This is a genomic window from Nonomuraea zeae, from assembly GCF_005889725.1.
In the GTDB taxonomy this organism is placed as follows: domain Bacteria; phylum Actinomycetota; class Actinomycetes; order Streptosporangiales; family Streptosporangiaceae; genus Nonomuraea; species Nonomuraea zeae.
Map to the genome: position 1 here is coordinate 25,482 of NZ_VCKX01000057.1, position 25,349 is coordinate 50,830.

The following is a 25,349-nucleotide window of genomic DNA, read 5'->3' on the forward strand; positions in this document are numbered from 1 at the left end:
AATGCTCTCCAAAAGGCGCGCAAGCCGTGCGCTGCGGGGAGTTCGACTACTCTGGGGCTGTCGAACCTTTCGTCTGCCCTTGCCGTCTGCTGTGGAGCGCGTCTAGATGAACTGGCTCTATCTCGTGGGGATCGTCATCTTCCTGCTCGGGTTGATGTTCTCCATCGCGTTGCACGAGATCGGCCACCTCATACCCGCCAAGATCTTTGGCGTTAAGGTGACCCAATACATGGTGGGCTTCGGCTCGACGGCCTGGTCGCGGCGGAAGGGCGAGACCGAATACGGCGTCAAGTGGATCCCGCTCGGCGGCTACATCCGCATGATCGGCATGCTGCCGCCGCGTCCCGGCGACGACCCCACGAAGCTGCGCAGCACGGCGACGGGGCCCTGGCAGGGGCTCATCGAGTCCGCCCGCGACGCCGCGCAGGAAGAGGTGCGGCCGGGCGACGAGGACCGGGTCTTCTACCGCAAGAAGTGGTGGCAGAAGGTCATCATCATGTCCGGCGGCCCGGCGATGAACTTCGTGCTCGCCTTCGTGTTCTTCAGCATCCTGCTGGTCGGCATCGGGCTGCCGGGGTGGGCGCCGATCGTGTCGCCCGAGACCAACACGTGCGTCATCCCGATCTCCGAGCAGCGCACCGACTGCAAGTCCACCGACAAGCCCACGCCCGCCGCGCAGGCGGGGATGAAGCCGGGCGACCACATCGTCTCCTTCGGCGGGCAGCAGATCACCTCCTGGGACGACGCCACCCGCCTCATCCGCTCCCACGGCCCCGGCCCGGTCGCGCTCGGCATCGTCCGCGACGGCAAGCCGATGACGCTCAACGTCACGCTCATCGCCCAGGACCGGCCCAACCTCCAGGACCCGAAGAAGATCGACAAGAACGTCGGCTTCCTCGGCGTCCTGCCCACCGAGGTCATGCAGACGCAGAGCATCGGCCAGGTCCTCGGCTACATGGGCGAGCTCACGGGCCGGGTGGCGGGCTCGCTGATCAACCTGCCGGAGAAGATGGTCGGGGTCTGGCACGCGGCGTTCTCCGGCGAGCAGCGCGACCCCGAGGGCCCGGTGGGCGTGGTCGGGGCTGGTCGCATGGGCGGCGAGATCCTCGCCTCCGACCTGTCCAACGAGAAGAAGATCGCGATCTTCGTCAACCTGCTGGCGGGCTTCAACCTGGCGATCGGCATGTTCAACCTCATCCCGCTGCTGCCGCTCGACGGCGGCCACATCGCCGGCGGGCTGTGGGAGGGGATCAAGCGGGCCTTCGCCAAGATCATGCGGCGGCCGGAGCCGAAATATGTGGACATCGCCAAGGTGCTGCCGCTGACGTACGCGATCGCGCTCGTGATGATGATCATGGCTGGGCTGCTGGTCTACGCCGACCTGGTCAACCCGCTCACGCTGACCGGCTGATCCGGTGGACGCGCTGGAGCGGCTGCGCGAGCTGTGCCTGGCGCTGCCGGAGACCACCGAGCGGCTCAGCCACGGTGAGCCGACCTGGTTCGTCAGGGACAAGAAGACGTTCGTGATGTTCGCCGACCACCATCACGACGACCGGCTGGCGTTCTGGTGCGCGGCCGCTCCCGGGGTGCAGGAGGAGATGGTCGCGGAAGACCCCGAGCACTTCTTCCGCCCCCCTTACGTGGGGCACCGGGGATGGCTCGGCGTCTACCTGGACGTCGAGGTGGACTGGGCGGAGGTGGAGGAGATCGTGGCCGACGCCTACCGCCGGATCGCCCCCAAGTCGCTCGTCGCCCGCATGCCCTGACCCGCGCCCTGCTCTGCGCCACGCGCCGCGCCGTGGTCCGATCCCATCGGGGAATCCGGCCTCACGGCCCTGATCAGGCACGTTTGGATCGGCGCCTCCTCGCGCCGGCTGCGCCGATGACAGGGGAGGTGGTCAGGGAGTGCGAGGGTGCGGTAGACCTGTCCGCGGCCCGGTAGACCGGCGCGCGGTCGCGGCGCCAGATGGGGTAAGGCGTGATGCTCTTGACGTCGACGCTCTTGTCGGCCGCCGCCTCAAGGTAGTTGTCGGGGCTGCGTACCGGGGTCGGCGGGCGCTTGCCGGGCGGGATCGCGCCGGCCCCCACCTTGGCGGGCGGCCTGCGCAGCAGCGCGGAGGCCCGGTCGAACAGGCATGACGTGCTGCGTCCCAGCAGGTCGCCCATCTTGCGGACGGTCTCCCGCCCGGCCGTCCTGGCGTCGCCCACGATGGCGGGCACGGCCGCCAGCGACGCGCCGCCCGTCGGCCCCGAGGCCGTGGCCAGGCGCGCCAGGTTCAGTGCGAGCCGGAGGAGCACGACGATCAGCGCCACCTTCATGGCCGGCACGATCATGGCCGAGAGCCGCAGCGCACCGCCGATGAGCAGGGCGGCGGTGATCGCGTCCCCGGAGCGGGCCGAGGTGTCGTGCCAGTCGCCGTCGAACGCCCGGACCCCTTCGCCCGCGTTGCGCGTGGTGGTCCGGGCGGCGTGCGTGCCGGCGGCCGAGGAGACGCGCACCGCCGTCAGCGCGAAGGAGATCCGCTTGGTCCCGGCCTCGTGCAGCGCGACCTCGTCGATCAGCGGCCACGACACGACGAGGTTGAGCTGCGGTGGCGGCTGCAGCGCCAGGATCTCCTCCTCGCCGCAGATCCGCTACACGTGATCATGCGTACGAGGCGCCACTGTACTGGGATGCGGGCCGGCGTGGGGAGAGAGCGGCCGGCCCGCGCTCAGTTCATGGAGATGTGTACGTGGTCGAAGTGGTTCTCCGTGATGCTGCCCCGGTCCGACATGGCGCGCCAGCCGGATCCCTGGTTGATGCGCTGCCGCCAGATCACGTACTTGATCCCGAGCCGGCCCTTGTTCTTGAGCGCCCATTCCGCGATCCGGTCCCCCAGGGCGTTGTTGACCGCGCTGGGCATCGAGCCGCCCGTGCTCATCATGAAGTCGCAGGCCCGCCCGAGCGGGTGCTCGCCGCTGGAGCCCGCGCGGAAGCAGCCCACGTCGAACGGCAGCGAGAAGTTCTTCTCCACCTGGGCCTTCATCAGCCGGGTCCGAGGGGTGATGTTGTCCGAGCCGGCGGGCAGCTCGGGCGCCCAGCTCCCGTCGGAGTTGCGGCCGGTGCCGAACGGCACGAGGTCCTGGAGCTTCTTCTTGATGTCGTCGATGACGTCCTCGGCCTCGTCGCGCTGGCCGGCCACCTCCGCCGTGTCCCCGCCGATCTTCGTGGCGAGCGCGGCGGCCTCTTCGGCGGCCTTCTTCTTGTCGTCCCTGGCTTTGGCCACGCTTTGCACGACGGCCTGCTGCTCGGCGATGAGGTGGTCGAGCACGAGGGCTCCGCCGCTGCTGTCGGGCACCATGAGGCCGGGCAGCGAGGACTCTCCGGCCTGGTAGCGAAGGGTGGCGATCTCGGCGACCCGCTGCTCGGCCGCCGTGAGCGTCTGCTCCGCGGTGGCCAGCCGGTCCTTGGCCGACTCGGCGGCTTCCTGCGCCTTGGCCAGCTCGACGCGCTTGAGGTTGTACGTCTCTATCAGCTTGTCGACCTTGCTGTTGAGCTGCTTGAGCTGGGCGCGGAGCTCGGATTCCGTCGGTTTGGGATCGGCCGCGGCCGAGGTCGCCGGGAAGAGGGCGATGGCGGCTGCGACGATGAGACCGATGGCAAGTTTCGCGGGGGACAAAGCCGCCACGTAGATGTTCCTCTCCCTCTGCCGGCCGGGTTAGCTGACGGGTTCGGGCATGGGAGCGCTTCCCTACCACCGAAGTGGATTCACCCCATGTGCGATGGGTCCCCGGCTCCCGGGCGACGCGCCCGGAATTAGGCAACAACGACCTGTTATGGCCGGTGCATATGGGGATGTTAGTGGTAGATCACGAGTAATGCGACCCTAACTAGCAATCCATTAGTGATCTACTTGTGACCGAAGCATGCCAGCGGCCTCTTCCGGCAGCACGTCGTTGACGAAGGCGCCCATCGCCGACTCCGATCCGGCCAGATACTTCAGCTTGCCGGGCGCGCGCCTGATGCTGAACAGCTCCAGGTGCAGGTAGCCCAGCTCGCGGTCCTGGCGGACCGGCGCCTGGTGCCAGGCCGAGATGTACGGCATCACGACGCCGAACAGGTCGTCGAAGGCCCGCAGCACCGAGGTGTAGAGCGGGGCGAACGCGGCCCGCTCCGTCTCCGACAGCGCCGCCAGGTCGGGCACCTGCCGGTGCGGGTAGATGTGCACCTCGAACGGCCAGCGCGCGGCGGCGGGCACGAAGGCCGTCCACAGCTCGTTGGCGGCGACCACGCGCGTCCGCGCGGCGCGCTCGGCGGCCAGCACGTCGGCGAACAGGTTGCCCGCTCCCTGATAGCGCGCCGCCGCGCCGAGCTGGAGCTTGGTCCGCGGCGTGACGTACGGGTAGGCGTAGATCTGGCCGTGCGGGTGGGCGAGCGTGATGCCGATCTCCTCGCCCCGGTTCTCGAAGCAGAACACCTGCTCCACGCCCTCGATGCCGGACAGCTCGGCGGTGCGGTCGGCCCATGCCTCCATGACCAGCTCGACCTGGGCGTCGGAGAGCCGGGAGAAGGATGACGAATGCTCGGAGGTGAAACAGACCACCTCGCAACGCCCCACGCCCGGCCGTACCTCACTCAATCCGCCCGGCTCGCTATAGGTCCCGAAATTTCCGGAAAAGGAGGGGAAGCGGTTCTCGAACACCACCACGTCGTAGTCGTACGCCGGGATCTCCGAGGACCGCGTGTCCGACGAGGGGCACAACGGGCACTCGGCGGCCGTGCCGGTCGGCAGGAACGTCCGCGTCTGCCGATGCCCCGCCATCGCGATCCACTCTTCGGTCAGCGGGTCGTAGCGCAGCTCGGAGGCCACCGGCCGGGGGTCGAGCACCCGCCGGTCGATCGCGCTCCTGTCGGCGTCGTCGTGCCGGTCGAAGTAGATCAGCTCTCGGCCGTCGGCCAGGTGGGTGATGGTGCGCTTCAAGACGTGCCCTCCGCGATGATCAGTTCGCCGGCCCGTTCGGCCAGCTCCATGCGTGCGTCCTCGGTCAGCCCCGCGTCGCTGATGACCACGTCGGCCTCGCTCAGCTCGGCGATGGTGCTGATGCCGACCGTGTTCCACTTGGTGTGGTCGGCGGGGATGACCAGCCGGTGCGCGGCCGCGACCAGCTCCCTGTCGGTCTCGGACTCGAGCAGGTTGGGCGTGGTGAACCCGGCCCGCACGCTCATCCCGTGCACTCCGAGGAACAGCGTGTCCACGTGCAGGCGGCGGATCGCCGCCACGGCCACCGGGCCCACCAGGGCGTCGGACGGCGTGCGCACCCCGCCGGTCAGCACGACGGTCCTGTCGGTGAGCGGGTTGCGGTGGAAGACCTCGGCGACGGGGATCGAATTGGTGATCACGGTCAGCTCGGGGATGCCGATCAGATGGTGGGCCAGCGCCCACGTCGTGGTGCCCGCGCTGAGCGCCACGGCCGTGCCTGGCCGGACGAGCTGGGCCGCGCGCCGCGCGATGGCCTCTTTCTCCGGCTGCTGGCGGGCGGACTTGGCGGCGAAGCCCGGCTCCTCGGTCGAGCCGGGGCCGAGGGCGGTCGCGCCGCCGTGCACCTTCTCCAGGAGCCCGCGCTCGGCCAGCACCTCGAGGTCGCGGCGGATGGTCATGTCGGAGACGCCGAGCTCGCGTACGAGGTCGGCGACCCGCACGCCTCCGCTCGTGCGTACGCGTTCGAGGATCGCCTGCTGCCGCTGCTGTGCGAGCACGCCCGCTCCTTCCAACAGATTCCACCAAATTATGACATGGAATTGTTGGGGAATGTTAGTTCGGGCGGGTCGCTTGCCTGGCCGGCGCAGCCGCGAGACGTTGGTTGCTCACCTCGTACCGAGCACCGGGAGGCAGCCTATGGCCAGGCGCGCACGCAAGGGCAAGGCACGCAAGAAGAAGAAGGCGAACCACGGCAAGCGCCCGACCGCACGTTGAGAGGTGGCCGCTCGGGGGCGGCCACCCTTTTTGCTCTCTCAGCCGGGCAGCTCGGTGAGCGCCTGGTCGATGCGGTCCTGGGGCAGCGTGTAGTCCTCCAGGTCGCCCGCCAGATACCGGTCATAGGCGCCCAGGTCGAAGTGGCCGTGGCCGCAGAGCGCGGTCAGGATGACCTTCTCCTCGCCGCTCTCCTTGCAGCGCAGGGCCTCGGCGATGGTCTCGGCCAGCGCGTGCGTCGGCTCGGGCGCGGGGACGATGCCCTCCGTCCTGGCGAAGCGGACGCCGGCCTCGAAGCACTCGCTCTGGGAACGGGTGACCGCCTCGAACAGCCCCAGGTCGTACATGTGGGACAGCAGCGGCGACATGCCGTGATAGCGCAGCCCGCCCGCGTGGATCGGGTCGGGCACGAACGAGTGCCCCAGCGTGTGCATCTTGAGCAGGGGCGTGAACCCGGCGGTGTCGCCGAAGTCGTAGGCGTAGACGCCGCGCGTGAACGACGGGCAGGCGGCGGGCTCGACCGCTCGGAACACCGTCTTGATCCGTCCCGCCAGCTTCTCGCGCAGGAAGGGGAAGGAGAGGCCGGCGAAGTTCGAGCCGCCTCCGGTGCAGCCGATGACCAGGTCCGGCATCTCGGGCAGCTGGCCGAGCGCCTCCTCGCCGATCACCGTCTGGTGCATGAGCACGTGGTTGAGCACCGACCCGAGCGAGTAGCGGGCGTCGGGCGTCGCGCCGGCCACCTCGACCGCCTCGCTGATCGCGATGCCCAGGCTGCCGGGCGAGTCCGGGTCGTCGGCCAGCACCTTGCTGCCCGAGCCCGTCACGGGGGACGGGCTGGCGTGGACGGTGGCGCCGTACACCTGCATCAGGGAGCGGCGGTACGGCTTCTGGTCGTAGGAGGCGCGGACCATCCAGATCTGGCATTCGACGCCGAACTGGGCGCAGGCGAACGCCAGAGCCGAGCCCCACTGCCCGGCGCCGGTCTCGGTGGTGAGCAGCCGCACACCCTCGCGGGCGTTGTAGTACGCCTGGGGGACGGCCGTGTTCGCCTTGTGCGAGCCCGCGGGCGAGACGCCCTCGTACTTGTAGTAGATCCTGGCCGGCGTGCCGAGTGCCCGCTCCAGCCGGCGCGCCCGCAGGAGCGGCGTCGGCCGCCACAGCCGGTAGACGTCCAGCACCTCCTGCGGGATCGGGACGAACCGCTCGCCGCTCACCTCCTGGCCGATCAGCTCCATCGGGAAGAGCGGGGCCAGGTCGTCGGGTCCTATGGGCTGCCGCGTGCCGGGATGCAGCGGCGGTGGAGGCGGAGCGGGCAGGTCAGGAACGATGTTGTACCAGTCGCTGGGGATCATCGCTTCAGTCTGCGCCGGTTACGCGGATCGTTCCAGCGTCACCCGCCGAGGCGAGTCACGCGCCTCGTTTCAGCGTCACCCGCCCAGGCGAGTCACGCGCCTCGTTCGAGTGCCACCTGCCGGCGCACCTCCGGCACCACCCGCTCGGCGAACAACGTGAGCTGCGCCTGCTGCTCCCCCTCCGGCCAGAACACGAACCCGTCGATCCCGTAGCCCAGCGCGAGATCGGCCAGCTCCTCCACCCACTGCTCCACCGGCCCGTTCAGGAAGCCGCCCGACGAGCCGCCGGTGATGGTCCCGTTGACGTTGTAGACGCGGCGCAGCTCGCCGGGCTCCCTGCCCGCCTCCCGCGCCGCGTCGTCGAGGCGCGCGCTCAGCTCGGGCAGCACCTCGGGGGTCGCCCATGAGGACGACGGCAGCCACCCGTCCGCCACCCGCCCGGCCAGCGCGAGCGCCTTGGGCCCGCGCACGCCGAGCCAGATCCCGATCGGATGCGCGGGCGCCGGACCGGCCTGCGCGCCTTTGAGCCGGTAGTGCTCGCCGTCGAAACGCTGGTTGCGCTCGCCGCTCCAGATGGCCCGGATCACGGTGATCGCCTCTTCGAGCGCGCCGAGTGCCTCCTTGGGGGCGCGGCGCGGGCCGCCGTACGCCTCGATGGCGTCCCAGAACGCGCCCGCGCCCAGCCCGAGCTCCACCCGGCCGCCGCTGAGCAGGTCGAGGCTGGCGGCGGACTTGGCCAGCACGGCCGGCTGCCTGAGCGGCAGGCTCGCCACGTCGGGGAAGACCCGGATCCGCTCGGTCCGCGCCGCGATCACGCTGAGCAGCGTCCAGGTGTCGACGTATCTGCGCTGGTAGGGATGGTCCTGTACGCCGATCAGGTCGAGCCCGAGCGCGTCGGCCCGCCGCGCCAGCTCCACCAGCGGCGCCTCCGCCTCCGGCACCAGGAAATAGCCGAACTCCAGCGGCCGCCCGTAGTCACTCATGATCCTCATCTTGCACCAGCACCGCCAGGCGATCCGGATGATCGGCCCTGACCACGACGTCCGCCGCCCGCTGGGGCCGTACCTCCCGCTCGTACCGCTCGTACGCGGGCAGCCGCCACCGCTCATCCGCCGGCGTGCCGCGCGCCAGCGCGCCGGGGGACAGCCACACGTGCGCGCTGAGCTCGAACGCCAGCCCCCGCCCCAGCAGCAGCGTCCCGTCGACCACCACCACGCCGCCCGCAGGCAGCTCCTGGTACGGCAGCCGGTATGCCCGATCGACCCGGCTGTCCCAGAGCGCCCGCAGCACCTGCCCCGACCCGCCCGGATCCAGCGGTTCGAGCACCTCCCTGCGCAGGGCCTTGGCGTCGAGCCAGTCCTCGTAGAAGGCGTCGGGGTCGGTCCTGCCGTGCTCCAGCCGCAGGGAGGCGGGCCGCAGGAAGTCGCCGGCGGACACGCGCAGCACGGGCCGGCCGCGCAGCCGCAGCGGGGCGACCAACTCGTCGGCGAGCCGGCCGGGGCGCGCGGCGGGCGCGCCGTCCACGGCCACCCGCACCCACTCCCGCGGGGGCCGGGCGGCGATCAGCTCGGCCAGCTCCTCGACGAGCACGTCACGGGAGATCGCTCGCGCACGCATCATCATCGCCAGCTTACGAGCCCGCACGCGACGCGGCGGTGCGGGTGACCCCGGCAGGACGGTGGCTCAGCCGAGCTCCGCCACGAAACGGGACATGGCCGCCGTCACATCCTTGAGTATCTGGACCGAGCCGACCGGGTCGCCATGGATCTCGAGGCCGTGGTTGGCATCGGGGATCTCGACGTACCGGTGATCCATGGTCCGCACGGCCGCACCGTCCCACGACTGGTCACCCGTGCCCCCGACCAGGAGCGTGGGCGCCGTGCTGCGACGCACGGACTCCAGGACGCCGCCCATGGTGATCAGCGGGGTCAGCCAGATCGCCGGCAGCCCGCGATCCGCGGCCTCGGCCGCGGCGAACGTGCCGAGCGACTTGCCGACCAGGAGCAGCCGGTCGGCCTTCTCGGCGTCGAGCGCCTGCCGCGCCTGGTCGATGACCCACTTCTCCCGGTGCTCGACCGTCGGGCCAGTGGGGGCGTCCCACCAGATCTCCTGGACGGACCAGCCGTGCTGCACGAGCACCGCGCGGGCGAAGTGGAGGAGGGGACGGGCAGCCGTGTAAGCCTGGCCGGGCAGCAGCACCGCCACGCGGCCCGGATCGCCCTCGTGCCGGGTGGGAAGCGGGGAGATCTTCTCGGAGGCCATAGGGCGCAGTGTAAGTCGCCGCCACGCGAGATCACCAAGCCATTTACCGCCCGCCAGGGAGCCGTGGTGACGGGCCCTTGCCACGGAGATCGGGAAGAAGCTGCGGAAGATCCGAAGATCGTGAAAGGCCAGGCCCCGAACCCCGGTGACCTGGCCTTTCGTCCTCTGGAGCGGACGACGGGAATCGAACCCGCGTAGCTAGTTTGGAAGACTAGGGCTCTACCATTGAGCTACGTCCGCGCGAACCGGTCGAACTCTGGTCTAGACTTCATCCGGTCGTCAGGGCGTAAGCGTACCGGAGTCCCGGAGCGTATGCGCACTCGGCGAGACGGGGCGTGGCGCAGCTTGGCAGCGCGCTTGCTTTGGGAGCAAGAAGTCGCAGGTTCAAATCCTGTCGCCCCGACAGGTAGGTGCAGGTCGAGGCCCTGTTTCACTTCGGTGAGACGGGGCCTTTCTGCTGCCCGTCTCGCAACCGTCTCACGATCACCACCGTCCGCATGCCGCGTTCCGCGCCACCATGCCGGTACGGGAGGTGGCGCCGGCCCGTGAGGTCGGTCGCGGACGCCGCGGTCGGGCGCCGTGCCCGCCGTACGGTCGGTCGATCTCGACGTCCGGCCGGGGGAGATCGTCGCGCTGGTCGGCGAGTCCGGCTCGGGCAAGAGCACGCTCGCCCACGCGATCGTCGGGCTCCTGCCCGCCAGAGGGCGGATCGAGGCCGGCCGCATCGGGTTCGGCCCCCACGACCTGGGCGCGCTGTCGGAGCGGGAGTTGCGCGCCGTACGGGGCGTCCAGATCGGGCTCATTCCTCAGGACCCGGCCGTCTCCCTCAATCCGGTCAAACGCGTCGGCGAGCAGGTGGCCGAAGTGCTGCGGATCCACGGCCTGGCCACCCGCCGCTCCGCCAGGAGCGAGGCGATCGAGCTGCTGCGCCGGGCCGGCCTGTCCGAGCCCGCGGTCCGGGCGCGGCAGTACCCGCACGAGCTGTCCGGTGGCATGCGGCAGCGCGCGCTCATCGCCATCGCGGTCGCCGCCCGACCCAAGCTGATCATCGCCGACGAGCCGACCAGCGCCTTGGACGTCACCGTGCAGCGGGTGATCCTGGACGACATCCAGCGGCTCACGCAGGAGACCGGCGCGGCCGTCCTCCTGGTCACCCACGACCTTGGAGTCGCCGCCGACCGGGCCCACCGCCTGGCCGTGATGCACGAAGGCCGCATCGTGGAGAGCGGCCCGGTGCACGACGTGCTACGCCGTCCCCGCGACCGCTACACCCGCCGGTTGCTGCATGCCCTGCCGGCCCAGGCCGTCACCCGCCCCCGCGCCGTCGCGCGGCCGGACGCCGGCGCCCCACCGCTCGTCTCGGCGGAGCACCTGGTCAAGGAGTACCCGCTGCCGCACGTGAGCGGGGCGGCGCGAACGGTACGCGCGGTAGGCGACGTCAGCATCACCATCGGCCGCGGCGAGACCTTGGCGCTGGTCGGCGAGTCGGGATCGGGCAAGACCACCACCGCCAGGCTGATCTTGCGCCTCCTGGAGCCGACCGCCGGTCGGATCGTCTTCGACGGCGAGGACGTCACCTCCCACTCAGGAGCCCGGGTGCGAGCGCTGCGCCGCCGCGCGCAGCTGGTGTACCAGAACCCGTATGCCTCGCTCGATCCGCGCTTCTCGATCGAGGAAGTGATCATCGAGCCGCTGCGCGCGTTCGGCGTCGGCGACCGGACCTCCCGCACCGCGCGCGCCCGGGAGCTGCTCGACCGGGTCGCGTTGCCCGGATCGGTGCTGCGCCGCAGCCCCGCCGAGCTCTCCGGCGGCCAGCGGCAGCGCGTCGCGATCGCCCGCGCGCTGGCGCTCTCTCCCGAACTCGTCGTCTGCGACGAGCCCGTCTCCGCCCTGGACGTGTCGGTACGCACGCAGGTGCTGGACCTGCTGGGCGAGCTGCAGGACGACACGGGCGTCGCCTACCTGCTGATCACTTACGACCTGGCCGTCGTCCGCCGGATCGCCCATCGGGTCGCGGTCATGCGGGCGGGCCGCATCGTCGAGACCGGCGCTACCGACGCCGTCTTCAACCACCCCGACCACGGCTACACCCAGGAACTGCTCGCCGCCGTCCCGGGCGGCGGGCTGGAAAGGACCTCATGATGTCGTCATCGAACGAGACGCTGCTCGCCACCATCGAGGCGGAGCGGGAGATATACCGGACCTTCCTGCGGTTCTTCCGCCTGGTGGACACTCGTCAGTTCGAGCGGCTGGGGGAGGAGTGCTTCACGCCGGACGCCGTCATCGAATACCACCTCCCCGCGCCGCACCGGTTCAACGGGCGCGCTGAGTTCACGGCCTACATGCTGGACGGGCCCAGGCGGCGGCAGCAGATGGTGGCTCACGTGCTCGGGCAGATCGCCATCGAATGGGAGGCGGGCCGGCCGTCCGTGTCCGCGTACGCGACGGTCTGGCACTGGTACCAGGCCAACGCGTCCCAAGGTGACCTCCGCCCGGCGGACTGGACGACGATCGGCCTGGTGGAGGACGACTTCGAACAGTTCGAGGGCAGGTGGCTGATCGCCCGGCGCACGGTGTCACCGATCACCGGGCTGGTCGCCGCCGGCTCGCCGCCGTTGCCGACGGCGGCGAGGCCGGCCGCGGAATGAGTGCCTCGGCCAGCCCGCCGTGGCGCCGAGGTGTGCCTCGATGCCGACCAGAAGGTTTCTTCCGATCTGGGAGGGACCTGCTGCGGCGGGAGTGCACGTAGGTACACCCCTGCCCGGCACCTGAGGCGATTCTCCCCGCCGATCTTCGCGCCTAACGTCGGAGACATGCAGCTAAAGGGAGGTACGAGATCGTGACCAGGACCGCACCGCACTCACCCGACCGGACGGCGACCACCGGGGGGCGCGTGCTCAACGTCGCCCTGTGGGTTCTCCAGGTCGCGGTGGCCGGGTTCTTCCTGATGTCGGCCATGGGCAAGTTCACCAACGCCGAGCCGGCGGCCTCGACGTTCGAGGCGATCGGGCTCGGCGACTGGTTCCGCCACCTGGTGGCGGTGCTGGAGGTGGCGGGGGCGGCGGCGCTGTTCGTGCCGCGGCTGGCGGGAACGGCGGCGCTGGCGTTCGTCGGCCTGATGTGCGGCGCGACGCTGACCGAGGCGTTCGTCTCGGGCGGTGGCGTGTTCCTGCCGCTGCTCCTGCTCGTACTGTCCGCCGTGATCGCATGGGGGCGGCGGGCGAGCATCGCGGCGCTGTGGGCCAGACTCACCGGTAGGTGACAGCGCCCGGCCCACCGATAGGTGACAGGGCGGGGCGGTCATGCTGGAGGGCGTGGAGCTCTTCGCGGACGATCCGATGTCGTGCCCGCTCACCTACCCCGGCCGCATCCCGGCCGGGTCCGGAGTCCTGCTCGACGACGCCTACGTGCCCCTGCGCGCCGCCGGAGGCCCGCCGGGGGAGTGGCGGGCCGGGGAGGAGACGCTGGGAGCCCTCCTGGCCCGCCTGGAGTGCCACCCGCCGGCCGCGCGCCATCTCGTCGTCGCCGTGGGGTCCAACGCCGCACCCAGCCAATTACGCAGGAAGTTCCTCGACCACGGCGTACGCCCCGTCGTCCCCATGACGCTCGCCGACGCGCCCGGCATCGCGCCCGGCGTCTCCGCTCACGTGAGCAGATGGGGCTACGTGCCGGCCGCGCCGCTCGAGACCCCGGGCGAGACCTCCACGCTGTACGCGCTGTGGCTCGACGAGCGCCAGCTCGCGGCACTCGACCTCACCGAGCCCAACTACCGCAGGAAGCCCCTGGAACACCCGGTGATCATCGGGGGAGAGCGGCTCGCACCCGCCTTCGCCTACGAAGGAAGGCACGGCCTCCTGGCCGACGCGGCGGGCCGCCCCCTGCGACTCGGGCCCCAGCGAGCTCTGATCCAGTCCCTGCTCGACGACTCGCCCGCGTTACGCCACCTGTGCGGCGACACCCCGGACGCCTTCGTCGGCAACGTCGGGGACGAGTCCGTCCGCGCGGCGGTCTTCCGCTTCTTCCAAGCCGAACGCCGCGCCGGCCACCGGCCCGAGCAGTCGCGGCGGGCGGCTAAGGTCGAGCCTCGTGATCGATAGCCGTACCCCACCACCCCTGACCGGCGACGAGCTGACCGTCCTGAACAACTGGCTCGAATGGCACCGCGGCACACTCGCCGTCAAGTGCGCCGGTCTGTCGGCGGAGCAACTGCGCCTGCGCTCCGCGCCGCCCTCGAACCTGTCCCTGCTCGGCCTGGTCAGGCACATGGCCCACGTCGAACGCAGCTGGTTCCGCCGCGTGCTGAACGGCGAGGACCTGCCCAAGCTCTGGGACAAGGACCGCGACAACGACGCCGACTTCAAGGAGGTCGACGCCGCCTCCGCCGAGGAGGCCTTCGCGACCTGGGAGGACGAGATCGCCCGCGCCCGCGCCATCTCGGCCGCCAAGCCGCTGGACGCCGTCGGCGACCGCAACGGGCAGGACTGCTCCCACCGCTGGATCCTCATCCACATGATCGAGGAGTACGCCCGGCACAACGGTCACGCGGACCTGCTACGCGAGCGTATCGACGGCGTGACCGGCGAATAACGGCCGCCCCCATCACCTGGCCGCCCTCACCACCCGGCCGCCCCCATCACCCGGCCCGTCGTCGGTGTGATCAGGCGGCCTGACGGAAGACGATCGCGACGCCGAACGCCGCCCGTCCCAGATACCGCTCGTAACGCCGCTCGACGTCGTCCAGCTCGCCGCCGGCCACGCACAGCACGCACTCCACCAGCGCGACGGCACCGTTGGGATGGTCACAGGTCTGCGCCGCGGCGTCGGAAGCGGGGGAGTTCGCGGCCAGCCCGACCCTGCCCTCGGGTACGAGCCCGGGCCCCAGCCCGTCTATCTCCAGAAAGCGGACAGGCTCCATCCGCACCCCGTCAGCCGTCTCCACCGGTCGTTGGGCCGCCTGCACCCCGCCGTGCCCGACCCCGTTCGCCTCCAGCCGGGCGGCGGCGCGCGCGATGTCCGGCGAGTCGAACATCAGGATGTGCATCCCGCCGCAAGCAGGACGCCAGGTTCGCGGCGGTCCCGCGGATGGCCTCCTTGAGACGGGGGAGTGCCTCCTCGGACGCGCGCAGCGGGATCAGCCGGGCGTCCGCGGGCACTCGTCCCGAGCCGGCGACCGTGACCAGCTCGATATGAAGTTGCCGGGGAAGTACGCGTGCGTGTTGCCGACCCCGAACGGCTGGGGCGGCTCCTCCAGCACCGGGTACGCGGGCCCCGGCAGGGCGAACCCCAGCCGCCGGTACAGCTCCAGGGCCTGGTCCATGTCGTGTACGAGGTGGCCCACGTGGTGCAGCCCGCTGATGTCATGATCCATCGGTGCCTCCGTAGGCGGCGTCGCGGAAGTCGCGGGAGAGCTGCTCGAAGACCTCGATCACCCGCGCCGAGGCCGGCCCGCAGTCCGGCAGCCGCTCGGGCTCGAACGTCCTGCGCAGCGTGTCGGCCAGGTGCCCGGCCTTCTCCTCCAGCCCGAGATCGAGCTCGGCGGGGAGCAGCGGCTCGACCCCGAAGAACCCGAACACGATCGTCGGCAACGAGTAGTCCAGGTCCGCGGGCCGCAGATCCGGCCGCAGCAGGCCGTGCCCGGCCAGCACGCCCAGGTATTCGCGCGAGGCCAGCAGCTTGGCGCCCTGCAAGGGCTTTCTGGCCGGGCTGGAGAGGAACTTGTCGAGCATCTCCACGTCCCGGGTGAAGAGAGCGCGCAACACGGGCCGGCTCATCGCCTCGACGAAGAACCTGCGCATGTACCGATGCAGGGCGATCTCGCCGGGGTCGGCCCGCATGGCCGCGACGACCGCGTCGATCATCGCGACCGCCTCCCTGGCGCCGACGGCGAAGAACAGCTGCTCGCGCGTGCGCCAGTGCAGGTAGATCGTGCCCTTGCCGACCTCGGCCCGCTTGGCGATCTCGTCGATCGTCACGCGCCGGTATCCCCAGCGCAGCAGCAGGTCCTTCGCCGCGTCGAGGATCCGATCGGCGCGCCCGCCCTGGTCGGCTCGCACAGAGTGCCCTTCTCTCGCCGTATGACTGGTGACCGGTGACCAATTTAGCATTTCAGTCACGAAGGCTCGCAGGCGTGGGCGAAAGGTGGTTTCTCGCAAGGTGTACGTGAAGGCGGCCCGGGGTTGGAGAGCGTTCTCTCGAAATGGCCGGTGCAGCCGTACAGGATGGAGGGGCCGCGCCGGAGCGGGACGGCTCAGCTCAGGATTCGGTGCGGAACAGCGCCCAGACGGCCTTGCCGCCGCGGTCGAGCGGGTCCCAGCCCCAGCACTGGCTGTACGTTTCGACGATGTAAAGGCCGCGCCCGTTCTCCGAGATGAAGTCGGGCTCCTTGGGCCGTGGCACGTCGTCGCTCGGGTCCGCCACCGCCAGCAGCACGTGCGGGGCCATCCGCATGAGCAGAAGCTCGATCTCCCGGCGGCCGGCCGCGTACATCGCGTACCTGACCGCGTTCGTCACCAGCTCGGACACCACGAGCGCGGCGTCGTCGCTCAGCTCGTGCAACCCCCACCGCCGCAGCGTCGAGCGGGTCACGTCCCTGGCGGTCTTCACCGAGTCGGCCTGAAAGGGCAAGGGGCACGAGGTCGCGTACGGCTTCCCGCCCATGAGCAGGTGGTCGAAGCCGACCTCGCGGGTTATCTGCAGGCAATCGGCAGTGGCCAGAGGATCCTCCACCATGCCGCCGATACCTCCCCGTTCAACCTTTGTTAGTGCATGTTTGGCCCAATATCCCACTATGCACTAAGCCATCATGGGTCACGATCCGCTGCCGCTGCAAGACCCAAATGCACGTGCAGCTGCAATGTGCAACAGCAAGCGGCGTTTTGGGGCATAGATATCCGAATCGGACACGAGGTTGAGACCTTGTCATACCCGGCAATGTGGTGTCACTGTGTGTGCGGACCTTGATAGGAGGCAAAGTGACGCAGAACCAGCCGGGTTCCGGGCCGACGGCGCTGCGCATCCTCCTGGGCTCCCAGCTGCGCAAGCTCAGGGAAGCGAAGAACGTCACTCGTGAGGAGGCGGGCCACCTTATCCGGGGCTCGGAATCCAAGATCAGCCGGATGGAACTCGGCCGAGTGGGGTTCAAAGAACGCGACGTGGCGGACCTGCTGACCCTGTACGGGGTCGTGGATCATCAGGCCCGCTCCGCCGTACTCGACCTGGTGGCCACCGCCAACGAGCCTGGTTGGTGGCACCGGTTCAACGACGTCCTGCCCACGTGGTTCCAGGCGTACGTCGGCCTAGAAGAGGCCGCCGCCAGGATCAGGACCTACGAGGTCCAGTTCGTGCCAGGACTGCTGCAGACCAAGGAGTACGCAAGGGCCGTGGTGACCGCCGGATCGGCGGGCATCGGGGCGGAGGAGATCGCCCGCAGGGTGGATCTTCGGCTGGAGCGCCAGCGGATGTTCGACCGGCCGGACGGGCCGGTCTTCTGGGCCGTGATCGACGAGGCCGCGCTGCGGCGGCCCATCGGCGGTACCGAGGTGATGCGGGCCCAGCTCGAGCACCTCATCGACTTGATGCGCCAGCCGAGCATCACGATCCAGATCATGCCGTTCAGTTTCGGCGGGCACCCGTCGGAGGGCGGAGCTTTCAGCATCCTCCGCTTCCCCGACACCGATCTGCCCGACGTGGTGTACGTCGAGCAGCTCGCCAGTGCCCTCTACCTGGACAAGCGTGAGGACGTGGATCGCTACACCGAAGTGATGGAGCGGCTGTGCGCCGTGAGCACCACTCCGGATGAGACGATCGAGCTTCTGCGCGCGATCGCGGACGAGTTCTGACCCCGGCGGCGTCGTTGTTGGGTACGCATCTGCCCTAGACTGGCCATCGGCGTTGGATCCCGCCGTGGCGGAGCATGCCCAATGCCGCACATGTGGGCGCGGCGCGTGAGCCGAACCGATGGACGCGCCCGCGATCACTCGTAGCTTGATCAAGGAGACCATTCCGTGAAGACCGCTGTCGAGGAGCTCAGCCCGACCCGGGTCAAGCTCACTGTCGAGGTGCCGTTCGACGAGCTGCGCCCGAGCATGGATGCGGCGTACAAGAAGGTCGCGCAGCAGGTGCGCGTCCCCGGGTTCCGGCCTGGCAAGGTTCCGGCCCGCATCATCGAGCAGCGCTTCGGCCGGGCGGTAGTGCTGGAGGAGACCCTCAACGACGCGGTGCCCAAGCTGTACGGCCAGGCCGTCGACGAGGTCGACGTCTTCCCCGTCAGCCAGCCCGACATCGAGGTCACGAAGATCGACGACGGTGAGCAGATCGAGTTCACCGCCGAGGTCGACATCCGGCCCAACTTCGAGGTGCCCGACTACCAGGGCGCCGAGGTCACGGTCGACTCCGCCGAGGTCTCCGACGAAGACGTGAACACCCAGCTCGACGGGCTGCGCCAGCGCTTCGCCACGCTGACCGGCGTCGAGCGGCCCGCCGCCAACGGCGACTTCGTGATCATGGACCTGCGCGCCGAGATCGATGGCAAGAACATCGAGGAGCAGCAGGCCAGCGAGGTGTCCTACGAGGTCGGCGCGGGCTCCGTGCTGCAGGGCCTCGACGCCGCGCTGGAGGGCATGTCCGCGGGCGACGAGAAGAGCTTCAAGACCGAGCTGGTCGGCGGTGAGAACGCCGGCGAGGAAGCCGACGTCATCATCAACGTCAAGGCGGTCAAGGAGAAGGTCCTGCCCGAGCTGGACGACGAGTTCGCCCAGCTCGCGAGCGAGTTCGACACGCTCGAGGAGCTCCAGAACAGCGTTCGCGAGCAGTCGCGCCGCAACAAGCTGATCGACCAGGTCGTGCAGGCCCGGGAGAAGGCGCTCGACTCGCTGCTGGAGAAGATCGACATCCCGCTGCCGGAGAGCGCGCTCAAGGCCGAGGTCGACGCCCGCAAGCACAACCTCGACCACCAGGTGGCCGAGAGCGGCCTGAGCCGTGACGCCTTCTTCCGCCTCTACCAGACGACGGAGGAGGAGCGCTTCGCCGAGTTCGACAGCGGCTCCGCCCGGGCGCTCAAGGTCGGCTTCGTGCTCGACAAGATCGTCAAGTCCGAGGAGCTGGGCGTCTCCGAGCAGGAGCTGACCAACTTCGTGGTCCGCCGCGCCATGGAGATGGGCGTGCAGCCCAACGAGCTGGCCAAGCACCTCGCCGACAACGACCAGCTCACGCTGGCCATGGTCGAGATCGTCCGCGACAAGGCCAAGTCCGTGCTCGGCGACGCCGCCAAGGTCGTCGACACCGACGGCAACGACGTCGACCTCAAGGCGATCTACGCCGAGATCAACGGCGAAGAGGTCGTCGAGGAAGACGAGGCCGCGGCCGAGGACAAGGCCGACGACAAGGCCGAGGCGTGACCTCAGCCTCACCCAGGCATTGAAGGAGACCCCCGGACCACGCTGGTCCGGGGGTTTCGTCTTTCTCCGCAGAACCGAAGTCCTGTCTTTGCGGTAAGCCAGACCCCGGATTGCCCTGGTTCGAGGGCTTCGCCCCTCCGCGCTCCGGACGGCCCCACCGCACCCCGGAAACCTGTCTCCGCCTCTTCCCGGGCGCTCAGACGGCTCGTGACGTCCCGGGGGAGGGTCGCCGCTCTGTCGGTAGGGGCCCACCCCCGCCGGGTCGCCAGAGAGCGTCCTGATGGCCGCGCCGGACCCCGCACGGTGGCGCCGGACGGAGCGGGCGAAGTCCGGCGTATGAGGCGTCCCGGAACCTGCGCCGTCAGCGAACAGTACGGGGACCGGGCATGACCTGTAGGTGGCGCGCGTTAAGGTCACAAGCAAAGCCAATCGATTACGACGCATCGGAAGGTGACGCTGTGACCAGCCCGCCGACCTTCTATCAGCCTGAGTCGCGAGGCCGTGAGAACGGCTCGTCCTTCCGGCTTGAGGACCAGCTCTACCAGCGCCTGCTCCGGGAGCGGATCATCGTGCTCGGGCAGGAGGTCAACGACGAGATCGCCAACCGGATCTGCGCCGAGCTGCTGTTGCTCGCGGCCGACGACCCCGACCGGGACATCACTCTCTACATCAACTCGCCGGGCGGCTCGGTGAGTGCCGGCATGGCGATCTACGACATGATGGAATACGTTCCTAACGACGTCTCCACGGTCGTGATGGGGATGGCGGCCTCGATGGGGCAGTTCCTGCTGTCCGCCGGAGCGGCCGGCAAGCGCTACGGCCTGCCGCACGCCCGCGTGATGATGCATCAGCCGTCCGGCGGCATCGGCGGCACCGCCGCCGACATCGCCATCCAGGCCGAGCAGATGCTCTACGTGAAGAAGACCTTGGCTGAGCGGATCGCCTTCCACACGGGCCAGCCGCTCGACCAGATCGAGGCAGATTCCGACCGCGACCGCTGGTTCACCGCCGAAGAGGCCAAGGACTACGGCTTCATCGACCACGTCGTGCGCAGCGCACGGCAGGTGCCCACCCAGGGCCCGGTCTCCTAGGGGGAGCTGACCATGAACATCGAAAGCCGTTACGTTCTCCCCTCCTTCGTCGAGCGCACGTCATATGGCGTGAAGGAGATGAACCCGTACAACAAGCTCTTCGAGGACCGCATCATCTTCCTCGGAGTGCAGATCGACGACGCGTCGGCCAACGACGTGATGGCCCAGCTGCTGACGCTGGAGTCGCTCGACCCCGACCGTGACATCAGCATCTACATCAACTCGCCCGGCGGCTCCTTCACGGCCATGACGGCGATCTACGACACGATGCAGTTCGTCCGGCCGGAGATCCAGACGGTCTGCCTCGGCCAGGCGGCCTCGGCCGCGGCCGTGCTGCTGGCCGGCGGCACCCCGGGCAAGCGGTTCGCGCTGCCCAACGCCCGGGTGCTGATCCACCAGCCGTCCACCGAGGGTGGCGGCCAGGGCAGCGACATCGAGATCCAGGCCCGTGAGATCCTGCGCATGCGCTCTCTCCTCGAGGAGATCGTGGCGAAGCACTCGGGCAAGTCCTCTGCCGAGGTCCGCAAGGACATCGAACGCGACAAAATTCTCAACGCGGACGAGGCAAAGGCGTATGGTCTGATCGATGACATCATCCCGTCCAGGAAGAAACGAGCCCAGGCCGTAGCTTCCTAGACGAGACGTGACGCACCGGAGCGCTGCCCAATAGGGCACGTTCCGGTGCGACTCGCCGCTAGGGGGCTCACTGAGGGCCCAGAAGACGGTAACGTCGAAACCTGAGCGGTTCGGCCTAGTCCGGAGGATGTCCGGAGACACTGCTCGCGTGAGCAAGCAGGGCGGTCCCACGCAAAGGAGTATCTGGGGTGGCACGCATCGGCGACGGGGGAGACCTGCTGAAGTGCTCTTTCTGCGGAAAGAGTCAGAAGCAAGTCAAAAAGCTCATTGCCGGTCCAGGCGTCTACATCTGCGATGAGTGCATCGATCTCTGCAACGAGATCATCGAGGAGGAGCTCTCCGAGTCCTCCGAGCTCAAGTGGGACAACCTGCCCAAGCCGAGGGAGATCTACGAGTTCCTCGACGCCTATGTCATCGGTCAGGACAAGGCGAAGAAGGCGCTCTCGGTGGCGGTATACAACCACTACAAGCGGGTGCAGTCCGGAGACCGGGGCAGAGACGACGGCCTTGAGCTGGCCAAGAGCAACATCTTGTTGCTCGGGCCCACCGGCTCGGGCAAGACGCTGCTGGCGCAGACCCTGGCGAAGATGCTCAACGTTCCCTTCGCCATCGCCGACGCCACCGCGCTGACCGAGGCGGGCTACGTCGGCGAGGATGTGGAGAACATCCTCCTCAAGCTCATCCAGGCCGCCGACTACGACGTCAAGAAGGCCGAGACCGGCATCATCTACATCGACGAGGTCGACAAGATCGCTCGCAAGAGCGAAAACCCGTCGATCACGCGCGACGTCTCGGGTGAGGGCGTGCAGCAGGCGCTGCTCAAGATACTGGAGGGCACCACGGCGAGCGTGCCCCCGCAGGGCGGCCGCAAGCACCCGCACCAGGAGTTCATCCAGATCGACACCACCAACGTGCTGTTCATCTGTGGCGGCGCGTTCGCCGGTCTGGAAAAGATCATCGAGTCGCGCATCGGCAAGAAGGGCATCGGCTTCAACGCCATCATCCGGTCGAAGGAAGAGGTCGACACGGCCGACATCTTCGCCGACGTGATGCCGGAGGACCTGCTGAAGTTCGGCATGATCCCCGAGTTCGTCGGCCGCCTGCCGGTCATCACCTCGGTGCACAACCTCGACCGCGAGGCGCTCATCCAGATCCTCACCGAGCCCCGCAACGCGCTGGTCAAGCAATACCGCAAGCTGCTGGAGCTCGACGGCGTGGAGCTGGAGTTCACCGACGGCGCCCTCGAGGCCATCGCCGACCAGGCGATCCTGCGCGGCACCGGCGCCCGTGGGCTGCGCGCGATCTTGGAGGAGGTGCTCCAGTCGGTCATGTACGAAGTGCCTTCGAGGCAGGACGTCGCGCGCGTGGTCATCACCCGCGAGTCGGTGCTGGAGCACGCGATCCCGACGCTCGTCCCGCGCGACCAGCTCGCCGCCAAGCAGCAGCGCACGCCTCGCGAAAAGTCGGCCTGAGCCGCCTTCGCGCATCTCGAACGCCCCGTGGTCACCGACCATGGGGCGTTTCGCTTGTCCGCCTCCCTAGAATTGGTCACTGTGACAACGCCAGAGCTGCCCACCCAATACACACCGGCCGACGTCGAGACCCGTAGCTACGAGCGCTGGGTATCCGAAGGCTATTTCGCCGCCGACCCGGGCAGCTCGCGCGAGCCGTACAGCATCGTCCTTCCTCCGCCCAACGTGACGGGCGTCCTGCACATCGGGCACGCGCTCGACCACTCCGTCCAGGACGCGCTGACGCGCCGCGCCCGCATGCAGGGGCGCGAGACCCTCTGGCTGCCCGGCATGGACCACGCCGGCATCGCCACCCAGAACGTCGTCGAGCGCGAGCTGGCCAAGCAGGGCCTGTCGCGGCACGACCTCGGGCGTGAGGCGTTCGTTGAGCGGGTCTGGGAGTGGAAGGAGGAGTCCGGCGGCCGGATCCTCGGCCAGATGCGCAAGCTGGGCGACGGCGTCGACTGGTCGCGCGAGCGGTTCACCATGGACACCGGGCTCTCCCGGGCCGTGCAGACGATCTTCAAGAAGCTGTTCGACGACGGGCTGATCTACCGCGCCGAGCGGATCATCAACTGGTGCCCGCGCTGCCTGACCGCGCTGTCCGACATCGAGGTCGAGCACAGCGAGGACGAGGGCGAGCTGGTCTCGATCCGCTACTCCGACGAGATCGTGGTGGCCACCACCCGGGCCGAGACCATGCTGGGCGACACGGCCGTGGCCGTCCACCCGTCAGACGAGCGTTACGCCCACCTGGTCGGCACGCTGGTGGAGGTGCCGCTCACCGGCCGCATGATCCCCGTCGTCGCCGACGAGCACGTCGATCCGGCGTTCGGCACCGGCGCCGTCAAGGTGACCCCGGCCCACGACCCCAACGACTTCGAGATCGGGCGCCGCCACTCGCTGCCGTCGCTGACGGTCATGAACGAGCGCGGCGTGATCACCGCGCACGGCCCGTTCGAGGGGCTCGACCGCTTCGAGGCCCGTCCCGCCGTCGTGGCCGCCCTGCGCGCCGAGGGCCGGATCGTCGCCGAGAAGCGCCCCTACGTGCACTCGGTCGGCCACTGCTCGCGCTGCAAGACCGTGGTCGAGCCGAGGCTCTCGCTGCAGTGGTTCGTCAACGTGGCCCCGCTGGCCAAGGCCGCCGGCGACGCCGTTCGTGACGGGCGCACCCGCATCCACCCGCCGGAGCTGGCCAAGCGCTACTTCGACTGGGTCGACGACATGCACGACTGGTGCATCTCCCGCCAGCTCTGGTGGGGCCACCGCATCCCGGTCTGGTACGGCCCGGGGGGCGAAGTCGTCTGCGTGGGCCCCGATCAGGAGCCGCCGGCCGGCTACACGCAGGACGCCGACGTTCTCGACACCTGGTTCTCCTCCGGGCTCTGGCCGTTCTCCACGATGGGCTGGCCGGACGCCACGCCGGAGCTGGCGCGCTTCTACCCGACCTCCGTGCTGGTCACCGGATACGACATCCTGTTCTTCTGGGTGGCCAGGATGATGATGTTCGGGCTCTACGCCATGGACGGCGAGCCGCCGTTCCGCGTCGTCGCGCTGCACGGCATGGTCCGCGACCAGTACGGCAAGAAGATGTCCAAGTCGTTCGGCAACGTGGTCGACCCGCTCGACTGGATCGAGCGCTTCGGCGCCGACGCCACCCGCTTCACCCTGCTGCGCGGCGCCAACCCCGGTGCCGACGTGGCGGTGAGTGAGGAGTGGGCGGCCGGGTCGCGTAACTTCTGCAACAAGATCTGGAACGCCACCCGCTTCGCCCTGATGAACGGCGCGGCCGTGGGCTCCCTCGAAGGGGCCGAGCTGACCCCGGCTGATCGGTGGATCCTGTCACGCCTGCAGAGCGTGGTGGGGGCGGCCGATGCGGCCTTCGAGGAGTTCGAGTTCGCCAAGGCGGCCGACCTGCTCTACCACTTCGCGTGGGACGAGGTCTGCGACTGGTACCTGGAGCTGGCGAAGATCCAGCTCGGTGAAGGGCTCGAACACACCCGGCTGGTGCTCGGCCACGTCCTGGACGCGTTGCTGCGGCTGCTGCATCCGCTGGTGCCGTTCGTGACCGAGGAGCTGTGGCGGGCCGTCACGGGTGGGGAGTCGATCGTCGTGGCGCCCTGGCCGGTGGCCGAGGCCCGCTACCGCGACACGGCCGCCGAGGCGGAGATCGACGCGCTGCAGGAGCTGGTGACGGAGGTCCGCAGGTTCCGCTCGGATCAGGGGCTCAAGCCAGGCCAGAAGGTGGCCGCGCGGCTCGGGCTCACCGGGACCCTCCTGGCCGGCCAGGAGACGGCGATCCGGTCGTTGCTGCGGCTGACGGAGCCGCCGGAGTCGTTCAACGCCACGGCCCGCTTCACGGTGGGCGGGGTGAGCGTCGAGATCGACACGGCAGGCGCGATCGACGTCGTGGCCGAGCGCAAGCGGCTGGAGAAGGATCTGGCGGTGGCGCGCAAGGAGGCCGCTCAGGTGGCGGCCAAGCTGGGCAACGAGCAGTTCATGTCCAAGGCCCCTGACGACGTCGTTGCCAAGGTCAAGGGCAGGGCCGAGCAGGCCGCGGCGGACATCGCGCGGCTGGAGACTCAACTTGCCGGGCTCGGTGTTTGAAAGTACGCACGCAGGGAAGGTCTATTCGTTACCTAAGAGTGGACCTTCGATGCCGTAGGGACTGCTACAGTTTTCAACGCAGGGCAGCTAGTCCTGCCACCCCTTCTGATCTATCTCGATCTTCGGGCTGCTCTGACCAGGTGGTTGGACAAGAGCCGAAAGTTGGAGTAAGTTAGCAGGGTTGCCTCGAAGAGAGGCAAGTCCGGAAGCTCCCGGATCGGGCGGTTTGACAAGGATCGTCCGGATCTGGTAGACTGAAGGAAATGAAATGCGCGCCTCGCTGCTAGGGTTCGAAGCGAACTCTGGTGGGGATGTACGCGTCCGTTTCTTGAGAACTCAACAGTGTGTTAAAAGCCAGTGCATGATTAACCATGCATAACCCCGTCAAGGGTTTTCGGATTCTTGATGGATTCCTTTTTGGTTGGGATTCAACCACTTTTCCAAGCATTGTTTGGAGAGTTTGATCCTGGCTCAGGACGAACGCTGGCGGCGTGCTTAACACATGCAAGTCGAGCGGAAAGGCCCTTCGGGGTACTCGAGCGGC

The 25,349-nt window shown here is 69.0% G+C and carries 26 protein-coding genes, 2 tRNA genes, 1 rRNA gene and 1 riboswitch; of the genes, 16 read left to right on the top strand and 13 right to left on the bottom strand.

All coding sequences use genetic code 11. The features are described from left to right. Positions 1-106: 106 nt before the first annotated feature. Both ETD85_RS19995 and ETD85_RS20000 read left to right on the top strand, forming a co-directional pair. Positions 107-1,411, top strand: coding sequence for a M50 family metallopeptidase (locus ETD85_RS19995; RefSeq protein WP_138691263.1), 1,305 nt, complete (start codon positions 107-109; stop codon positions 1,409-1,411). 4 nt (positions 1,412-1,415) lie between these two features. Beyond that, positions 1,416-1,766, top strand: coding sequence for an MmcQ/YjbR family DNA-binding protein (locus ETD85_RS20000; protein ID WP_138691264.1), 351 nt, complete (start codon positions 1,416-1,418; stop codon positions 1,764-1,766). A gap of 73 nt (positions 1,767-1,839) precedes the next feature. On the opposite strand, the gene ETD85_RS20005 is transcribed toward ETD85_RS20000, so the two are convergent. The 4 genes from ETD85_RS20005 to ETD85_RS20020 all read right to left on the bottom strand — a co-directional run bounded on the left by ETD85_RS20005 (position 1,840) and on the right by ETD85_RS20020 (position 5,737). Further along, a complete protein-coding gene (locus ETD85_RS20005) occupies positions 1,840-2,574 on the bottom strand; it encodes a hypothetical protein (RefSeq protein WP_138691265.1) in 735 nt (244 codons plus the stop codon). Positions 2,575-2,711: 137 nt separating this feature from the next. After that, entirely contained in the window at positions 2,712-3,668 is a 957-nt protein-coding gene (locus ETD85_RS20010; RefSeq protein ID WP_138691266.1) for a coiled-coil domain-containing protein, read from the bottom strand. 5 nt (positions 3,669-3,673) lie between these two features. Continuing rightward, a riboswitch (cyclic di-AMP (ydaO/yuaA leader) is annotated at positions 3,674-3,813 on the bottom strand. 68 nt (positions 3,814-3,881) lie between these two features. Further along, positions 3,882-4,961, bottom strand: a complete 1,080-nt coding sequence (gene galT / locus ETD85_RS20015) for a galactose-1-phosphate uridylyltransferase (protein ID WP_138691267.1) — start codon at positions 4,959-4,961, stop codon at positions 3,882-3,884. Continuing rightward, positions 4,958-5,737, bottom strand: a complete 780-nt coding sequence (locus ETD85_RS20020) for a DeoR/GlpR family DNA-binding transcription regulator (RefSeq protein ID WP_138691268.1) — start codon at positions 5,735-5,737, stop codon at positions 4,958-4,960. The genes galT and ETD85_RS20020 overlap by 4 nt, the downstream gene beginning before the upstream one ends. A gap of 139 nt (positions 5,738-5,876) precedes the next feature. Here ETD85_RS20020 and ETD85_RS67505 point away from each other — a divergent pair, with 139 nt between their 5' ends. Further along, entirely contained in the window at positions 5,877-5,954 is a 78-nt protein-coding gene (locus ETD85_RS67505; protein WP_371252575.1) for a 50S ribosomal protein bL37, read from the top strand. 38 nt (positions 5,955-5,992) lie between these two features. Here ETD85_RS67505 and ETD85_RS20025 read toward each other — a convergent pair whose 3' ends face one another. The 5 genes from ETD85_RS20025 to ETD85_RS20045 all read right to left on the bottom strand — a co-directional run bounded on the left by ETD85_RS20025 (position 5,993) and on the right by ETD85_RS20045 (position 9,805). Beyond that, positions 5,993-7,303 carry a TrpB-like pyridoxal phosphate-dependent enzyme gene (locus ETD85_RS20025; protein ID WP_138691269.1) on the bottom strand — a complete coding sequence of 437 codons (1,311 nt, stop codon included), beginning with the start codon at positions 7,301-7,303 and terminating at the stop codon, positions 5,993-5,995. Between the two features lie 92 nt (positions 7,304-7,395). Beyond that, complete coding sequence (locus ETD85_RS20030; RefSeq protein WP_138691270.1) at positions 7,396-8,286, bottom strand: LLM class flavin-dependent oxidoreductase; 891 nt, start codon at positions 8,284-8,286, stop codon at positions 7,396-7,398. Continuing rightward, positions 8,279-8,947 (bottom strand): nucleoside/nucleotide kinase family protein, encoded by a 669-nt coding sequence (locus ETD85_RS20035; protein ID WP_240779255.1) that lies wholly within the window; start codon positions 8,945-8,947, stop codon positions 8,279-8,281. Before ETD85_RS20035 ends, ETD85_RS20030 begins: the two co-directional genes overlap by 8 nt. Positions 8,948-8,986: 39 nt before the next feature. After that, positions 8,987-9,565: an alpha/beta fold hydrolase gene (locus ETD85_RS20040; protein ID WP_138691271.1), complete on the bottom strand. Its 579-nt coding sequence runs from the start codon at positions 9,563-9,565 to the stop codon at positions 8,987-8,989. Between the two features lie 166 nt (positions 9,566-9,731). Further along, a tRNA-Gly gene (locus tag ETD85_RS20045) sits at positions 9,732-9,805 on the bottom strand. A gap of 89 nt (positions 9,806-9,894) precedes the next feature. On the opposite strand from ETD85_RS20045, the gene ETD85_RS20050 reads away from it, so the two are divergent. From ETD85_RS20050 to ETD85_RS20080, 6 genes are all read left to right on the top strand, one after another. After that, positions 9,895-9,968: transfer RNA gene (locus tag ETD85_RS20050), tRNA-Pro, on the top strand. Positions 9,969-10,144: 176 nt separating this feature from the next. Beyond that, complete coding sequence (locus ETD85_RS20055) at positions 10,145-11,707, top strand: dipeptide ABC transporter ATP-binding protein (RefSeq protein ID WP_138691272.1); 1,563 nt, start codon at positions 10,145-10,147, stop codon at positions 11,705-11,707. Then, entirely contained in the window at positions 11,704-12,213 is a 510-nt protein-coding gene (locus ETD85_RS20060; RefSeq protein WP_206058414.1) for a nuclear transport factor 2 family protein, read from the top strand. Before ETD85_RS20055 ends, ETD85_RS20060 begins: the two co-directional genes overlap by 4 nt. Positions 12,214-12,404: 191 nt before the next feature. Then, on the top strand, positions 12,405-12,827 hold the full coding sequence (locus tag ETD85_RS20065; protein ID WP_240779256.1) for a DoxX family protein: 423 nt from the start codon (positions 12,405-12,407) through the stop codon (positions 12,825-12,827). 52 nt (positions 12,828-12,879) lie between these two features. After that, positions 12,880-13,662: a hypothetical protein gene (locus ETD85_RS20075; RefSeq protein ID WP_170246757.1), complete on the top strand. Its 783-nt coding sequence runs from the start codon at positions 12,880-12,882 to the stop codon at positions 13,660-13,662. Further along, on the top strand, positions 13,652-14,152 hold the full coding sequence (locus ETD85_RS20080) for a DinB family protein (protein WP_138691274.1): 501 nt from the start codon (positions 13,652-13,654) through the stop codon (positions 14,150-14,152). The genes ETD85_RS20075 and ETD85_RS20080 overlap by 11 nt, the downstream gene beginning before the upstream one ends. Before the next feature lie 70 nt (positions 14,153-14,222). Here the strand turns inward: ETD85_RS20080 and ETD85_RS67290 are convergent, their stop codons facing one another. From ETD85_RS67290 to ETD85_RS20095, 4 genes are all read right to left on the bottom strand, one after another. Next, a complete protein-coding gene (locus ETD85_RS67290) occupies positions 14,223-14,606 on the bottom strand; it encodes a VOC family protein (RefSeq protein WP_206058415.1) in 384 nt (127 codons plus the stop codon). A 90-nt stretch (positions 14,607-14,696) separates the two neighbouring features. Beyond that, on the bottom strand, positions 14,697-14,933 hold the full coding sequence (locus ETD85_RS67295; protein ID WP_206058416.1) for a VOC family protein: 237 nt from the start codon (positions 14,931-14,933) through the stop codon (positions 14,697-14,699). After that, positions 14,923-15,618: a TetR/AcrR family transcriptional regulator gene (locus tag ETD85_RS20090; RefSeq protein ID WP_240779257.1), complete on the bottom strand. Its 696-nt coding sequence runs from the start codon at positions 15,616-15,618 to the stop codon at positions 14,923-14,925. Before ETD85_RS20090 ends, ETD85_RS67295 begins: the two co-directional genes overlap by 11 nt. 199 nt (positions 15,619-15,817) lie before the next feature. After that, positions 15,818-16,294, bottom strand: coding sequence for an ATP-binding protein (locus ETD85_RS20095; RefSeq protein WP_138691275.1), 477 nt, complete (start codon positions 16,292-16,294; stop codon positions 15,818-15,820). A gap of 242 nt (positions 16,295-16,536) precedes the next feature. Here ETD85_RS20095 and ETD85_RS20100 point away from each other — a divergent pair, with 242 nt between their 5' ends. The 7 genes from ETD85_RS20100 to ETD85_RS20130 all read left to right on the top strand — a co-directional run. Next, positions 16,537-17,403: a helix-turn-helix domain-containing protein gene (locus ETD85_RS20100; protein WP_138691276.1), complete on the top strand. Its 867-nt coding sequence runs from the start codon at positions 16,537-16,539 to the stop codon at positions 17,401-17,403. A gap of 165 nt (positions 17,404-17,568) precedes the next feature. Continuing rightward, entirely contained in the window at positions 17,569-18,960 is a 1,392-nt protein-coding gene (tig, locus tag ETD85_RS20105; protein WP_138691277.1) for a trigger factor, read from the top strand. 458 nt (positions 18,961-19,418) lie between these two features. Next, positions 19,419-20,051, top strand: a complete 633-nt coding sequence (locus ETD85_RS20110) for a ClpP family protease (RefSeq protein ID WP_138691278.1) — start codon at positions 19,419-19,421, stop codon at positions 20,049-20,051. Positions 20,052-20,063: 12 nt separating this feature from the next. Next, the gene (locus ETD85_RS20115) at positions 20,064-20,687 is read left to right on the top strand and encodes an ATP-dependent Clp protease proteolytic subunit (protein WP_138691279.1); all 624 of its coding nucleotides are present in this window, start codon (positions 20,064-20,066) and stop codon (positions 20,685-20,687) included. A gap of 188 nt (positions 20,688-20,875) precedes the next feature. Beyond that, the gene (clpX, locus tag ETD85_RS20120; protein ID WP_138691280.1) at positions 20,876-22,159 is read left to right on the top strand and encodes an ATP-dependent Clp protease ATP-binding subunit ClpX; all 1,284 of its coding nucleotides are present in this window, start codon (positions 20,876-20,878) and stop codon (positions 22,157-22,159) included. Positions 22,160-22,231: 72 nt separating this feature from the next. After that, positions 22,232-24,805, top strand: a complete 2,574-nt coding sequence (locus ETD85_RS20125) for a valine--tRNA ligase (RefSeq protein WP_206058417.1) — start codon at positions 22,232-22,234, stop codon at positions 24,803-24,805. 448 nt (positions 24,806-25,253) lie between these two features. Next, positions 25,254-25,349, top strand: a 16S ribosomal RNA gene (locus ETD85_RS20130); the annotation flags it as partial.

What these genes read in the sequence shown, in the direction of transcription:
- ETD85_RS19995 (WP_138691263.1), top strand. Translation starts at nt 107, where the DNA reads ATGAACTGGCTCTATCTCGTGGGGATCGTCATCTTCCTGCTCGGGTTG.
- ETD85_RS67505 (WP_371252575.1), top strand. Translation starts at nt 5,877, where the DNA reads ATGGCCAGGCGCGCACGCAAGGGCAAGGCACGCAAGAAGAAGAAGGCG.
- ETD85_RS20025 (WP_138691269.1), bottom strand. Translation starts at nt 7,303, where the DNA reads ATGATCCCCAGCGACTGGTACAACATCGTTCCTGACCTGCCCGCTCCG.
- ETD85_RS20030 (WP_138691270.1), bottom strand. Translation starts at nt 8,286, where the DNA reads ATGAGTGACTACGGGCGGCCGCTGGAGTTCGGCTATTTCCTGGTGCCG.
- ETD85_RS20040 (WP_138691271.1), bottom strand. Translation starts at nt 9,565, where the DNA reads ATGGCCTCCGAGAAGATCTCCCCGCTTCCCACCCGGCACGAGGGCGAT.
- ETD85_RS20060 (WP_206058414.1), top strand. Translation starts at nt 11,704, where the DNA reads ATGATGTCGTCATCGAACGAGACGCTGCTCGCCACCATCGAGGCGGAG.
- ETD85_RS67290 (WP_206058415.1), bottom strand. Translation starts at nt 14,606, where the DNA reads ATGCACATCCTGATGTTCGACTCGCCGGACATCGCGCGCGCCGCCGCC.
- ETD85_RS67295 (WP_206058416.1), bottom strand. Translation starts at nt 14,933, where the DNA reads ATGGATCATGACATCAGCGGGCTGCACCACGTGGGCCACCTCGTACAC.
- ETD85_RS20095 (WP_138691275.1), bottom strand. Translation starts at nt 16,294, where the DNA reads ATGGTGGAGGATCCTCTGGCCACTGCCGATTGCCTGCAGATAACCCGC.
- ETD85_RS20115 (WP_138691279.1), top strand. Translation starts at nt 20,064, where the DNA reads ATGAACATCGAAAGCCGTTACGTTCTCCCCTCCTTCGTCGAGCGCACG.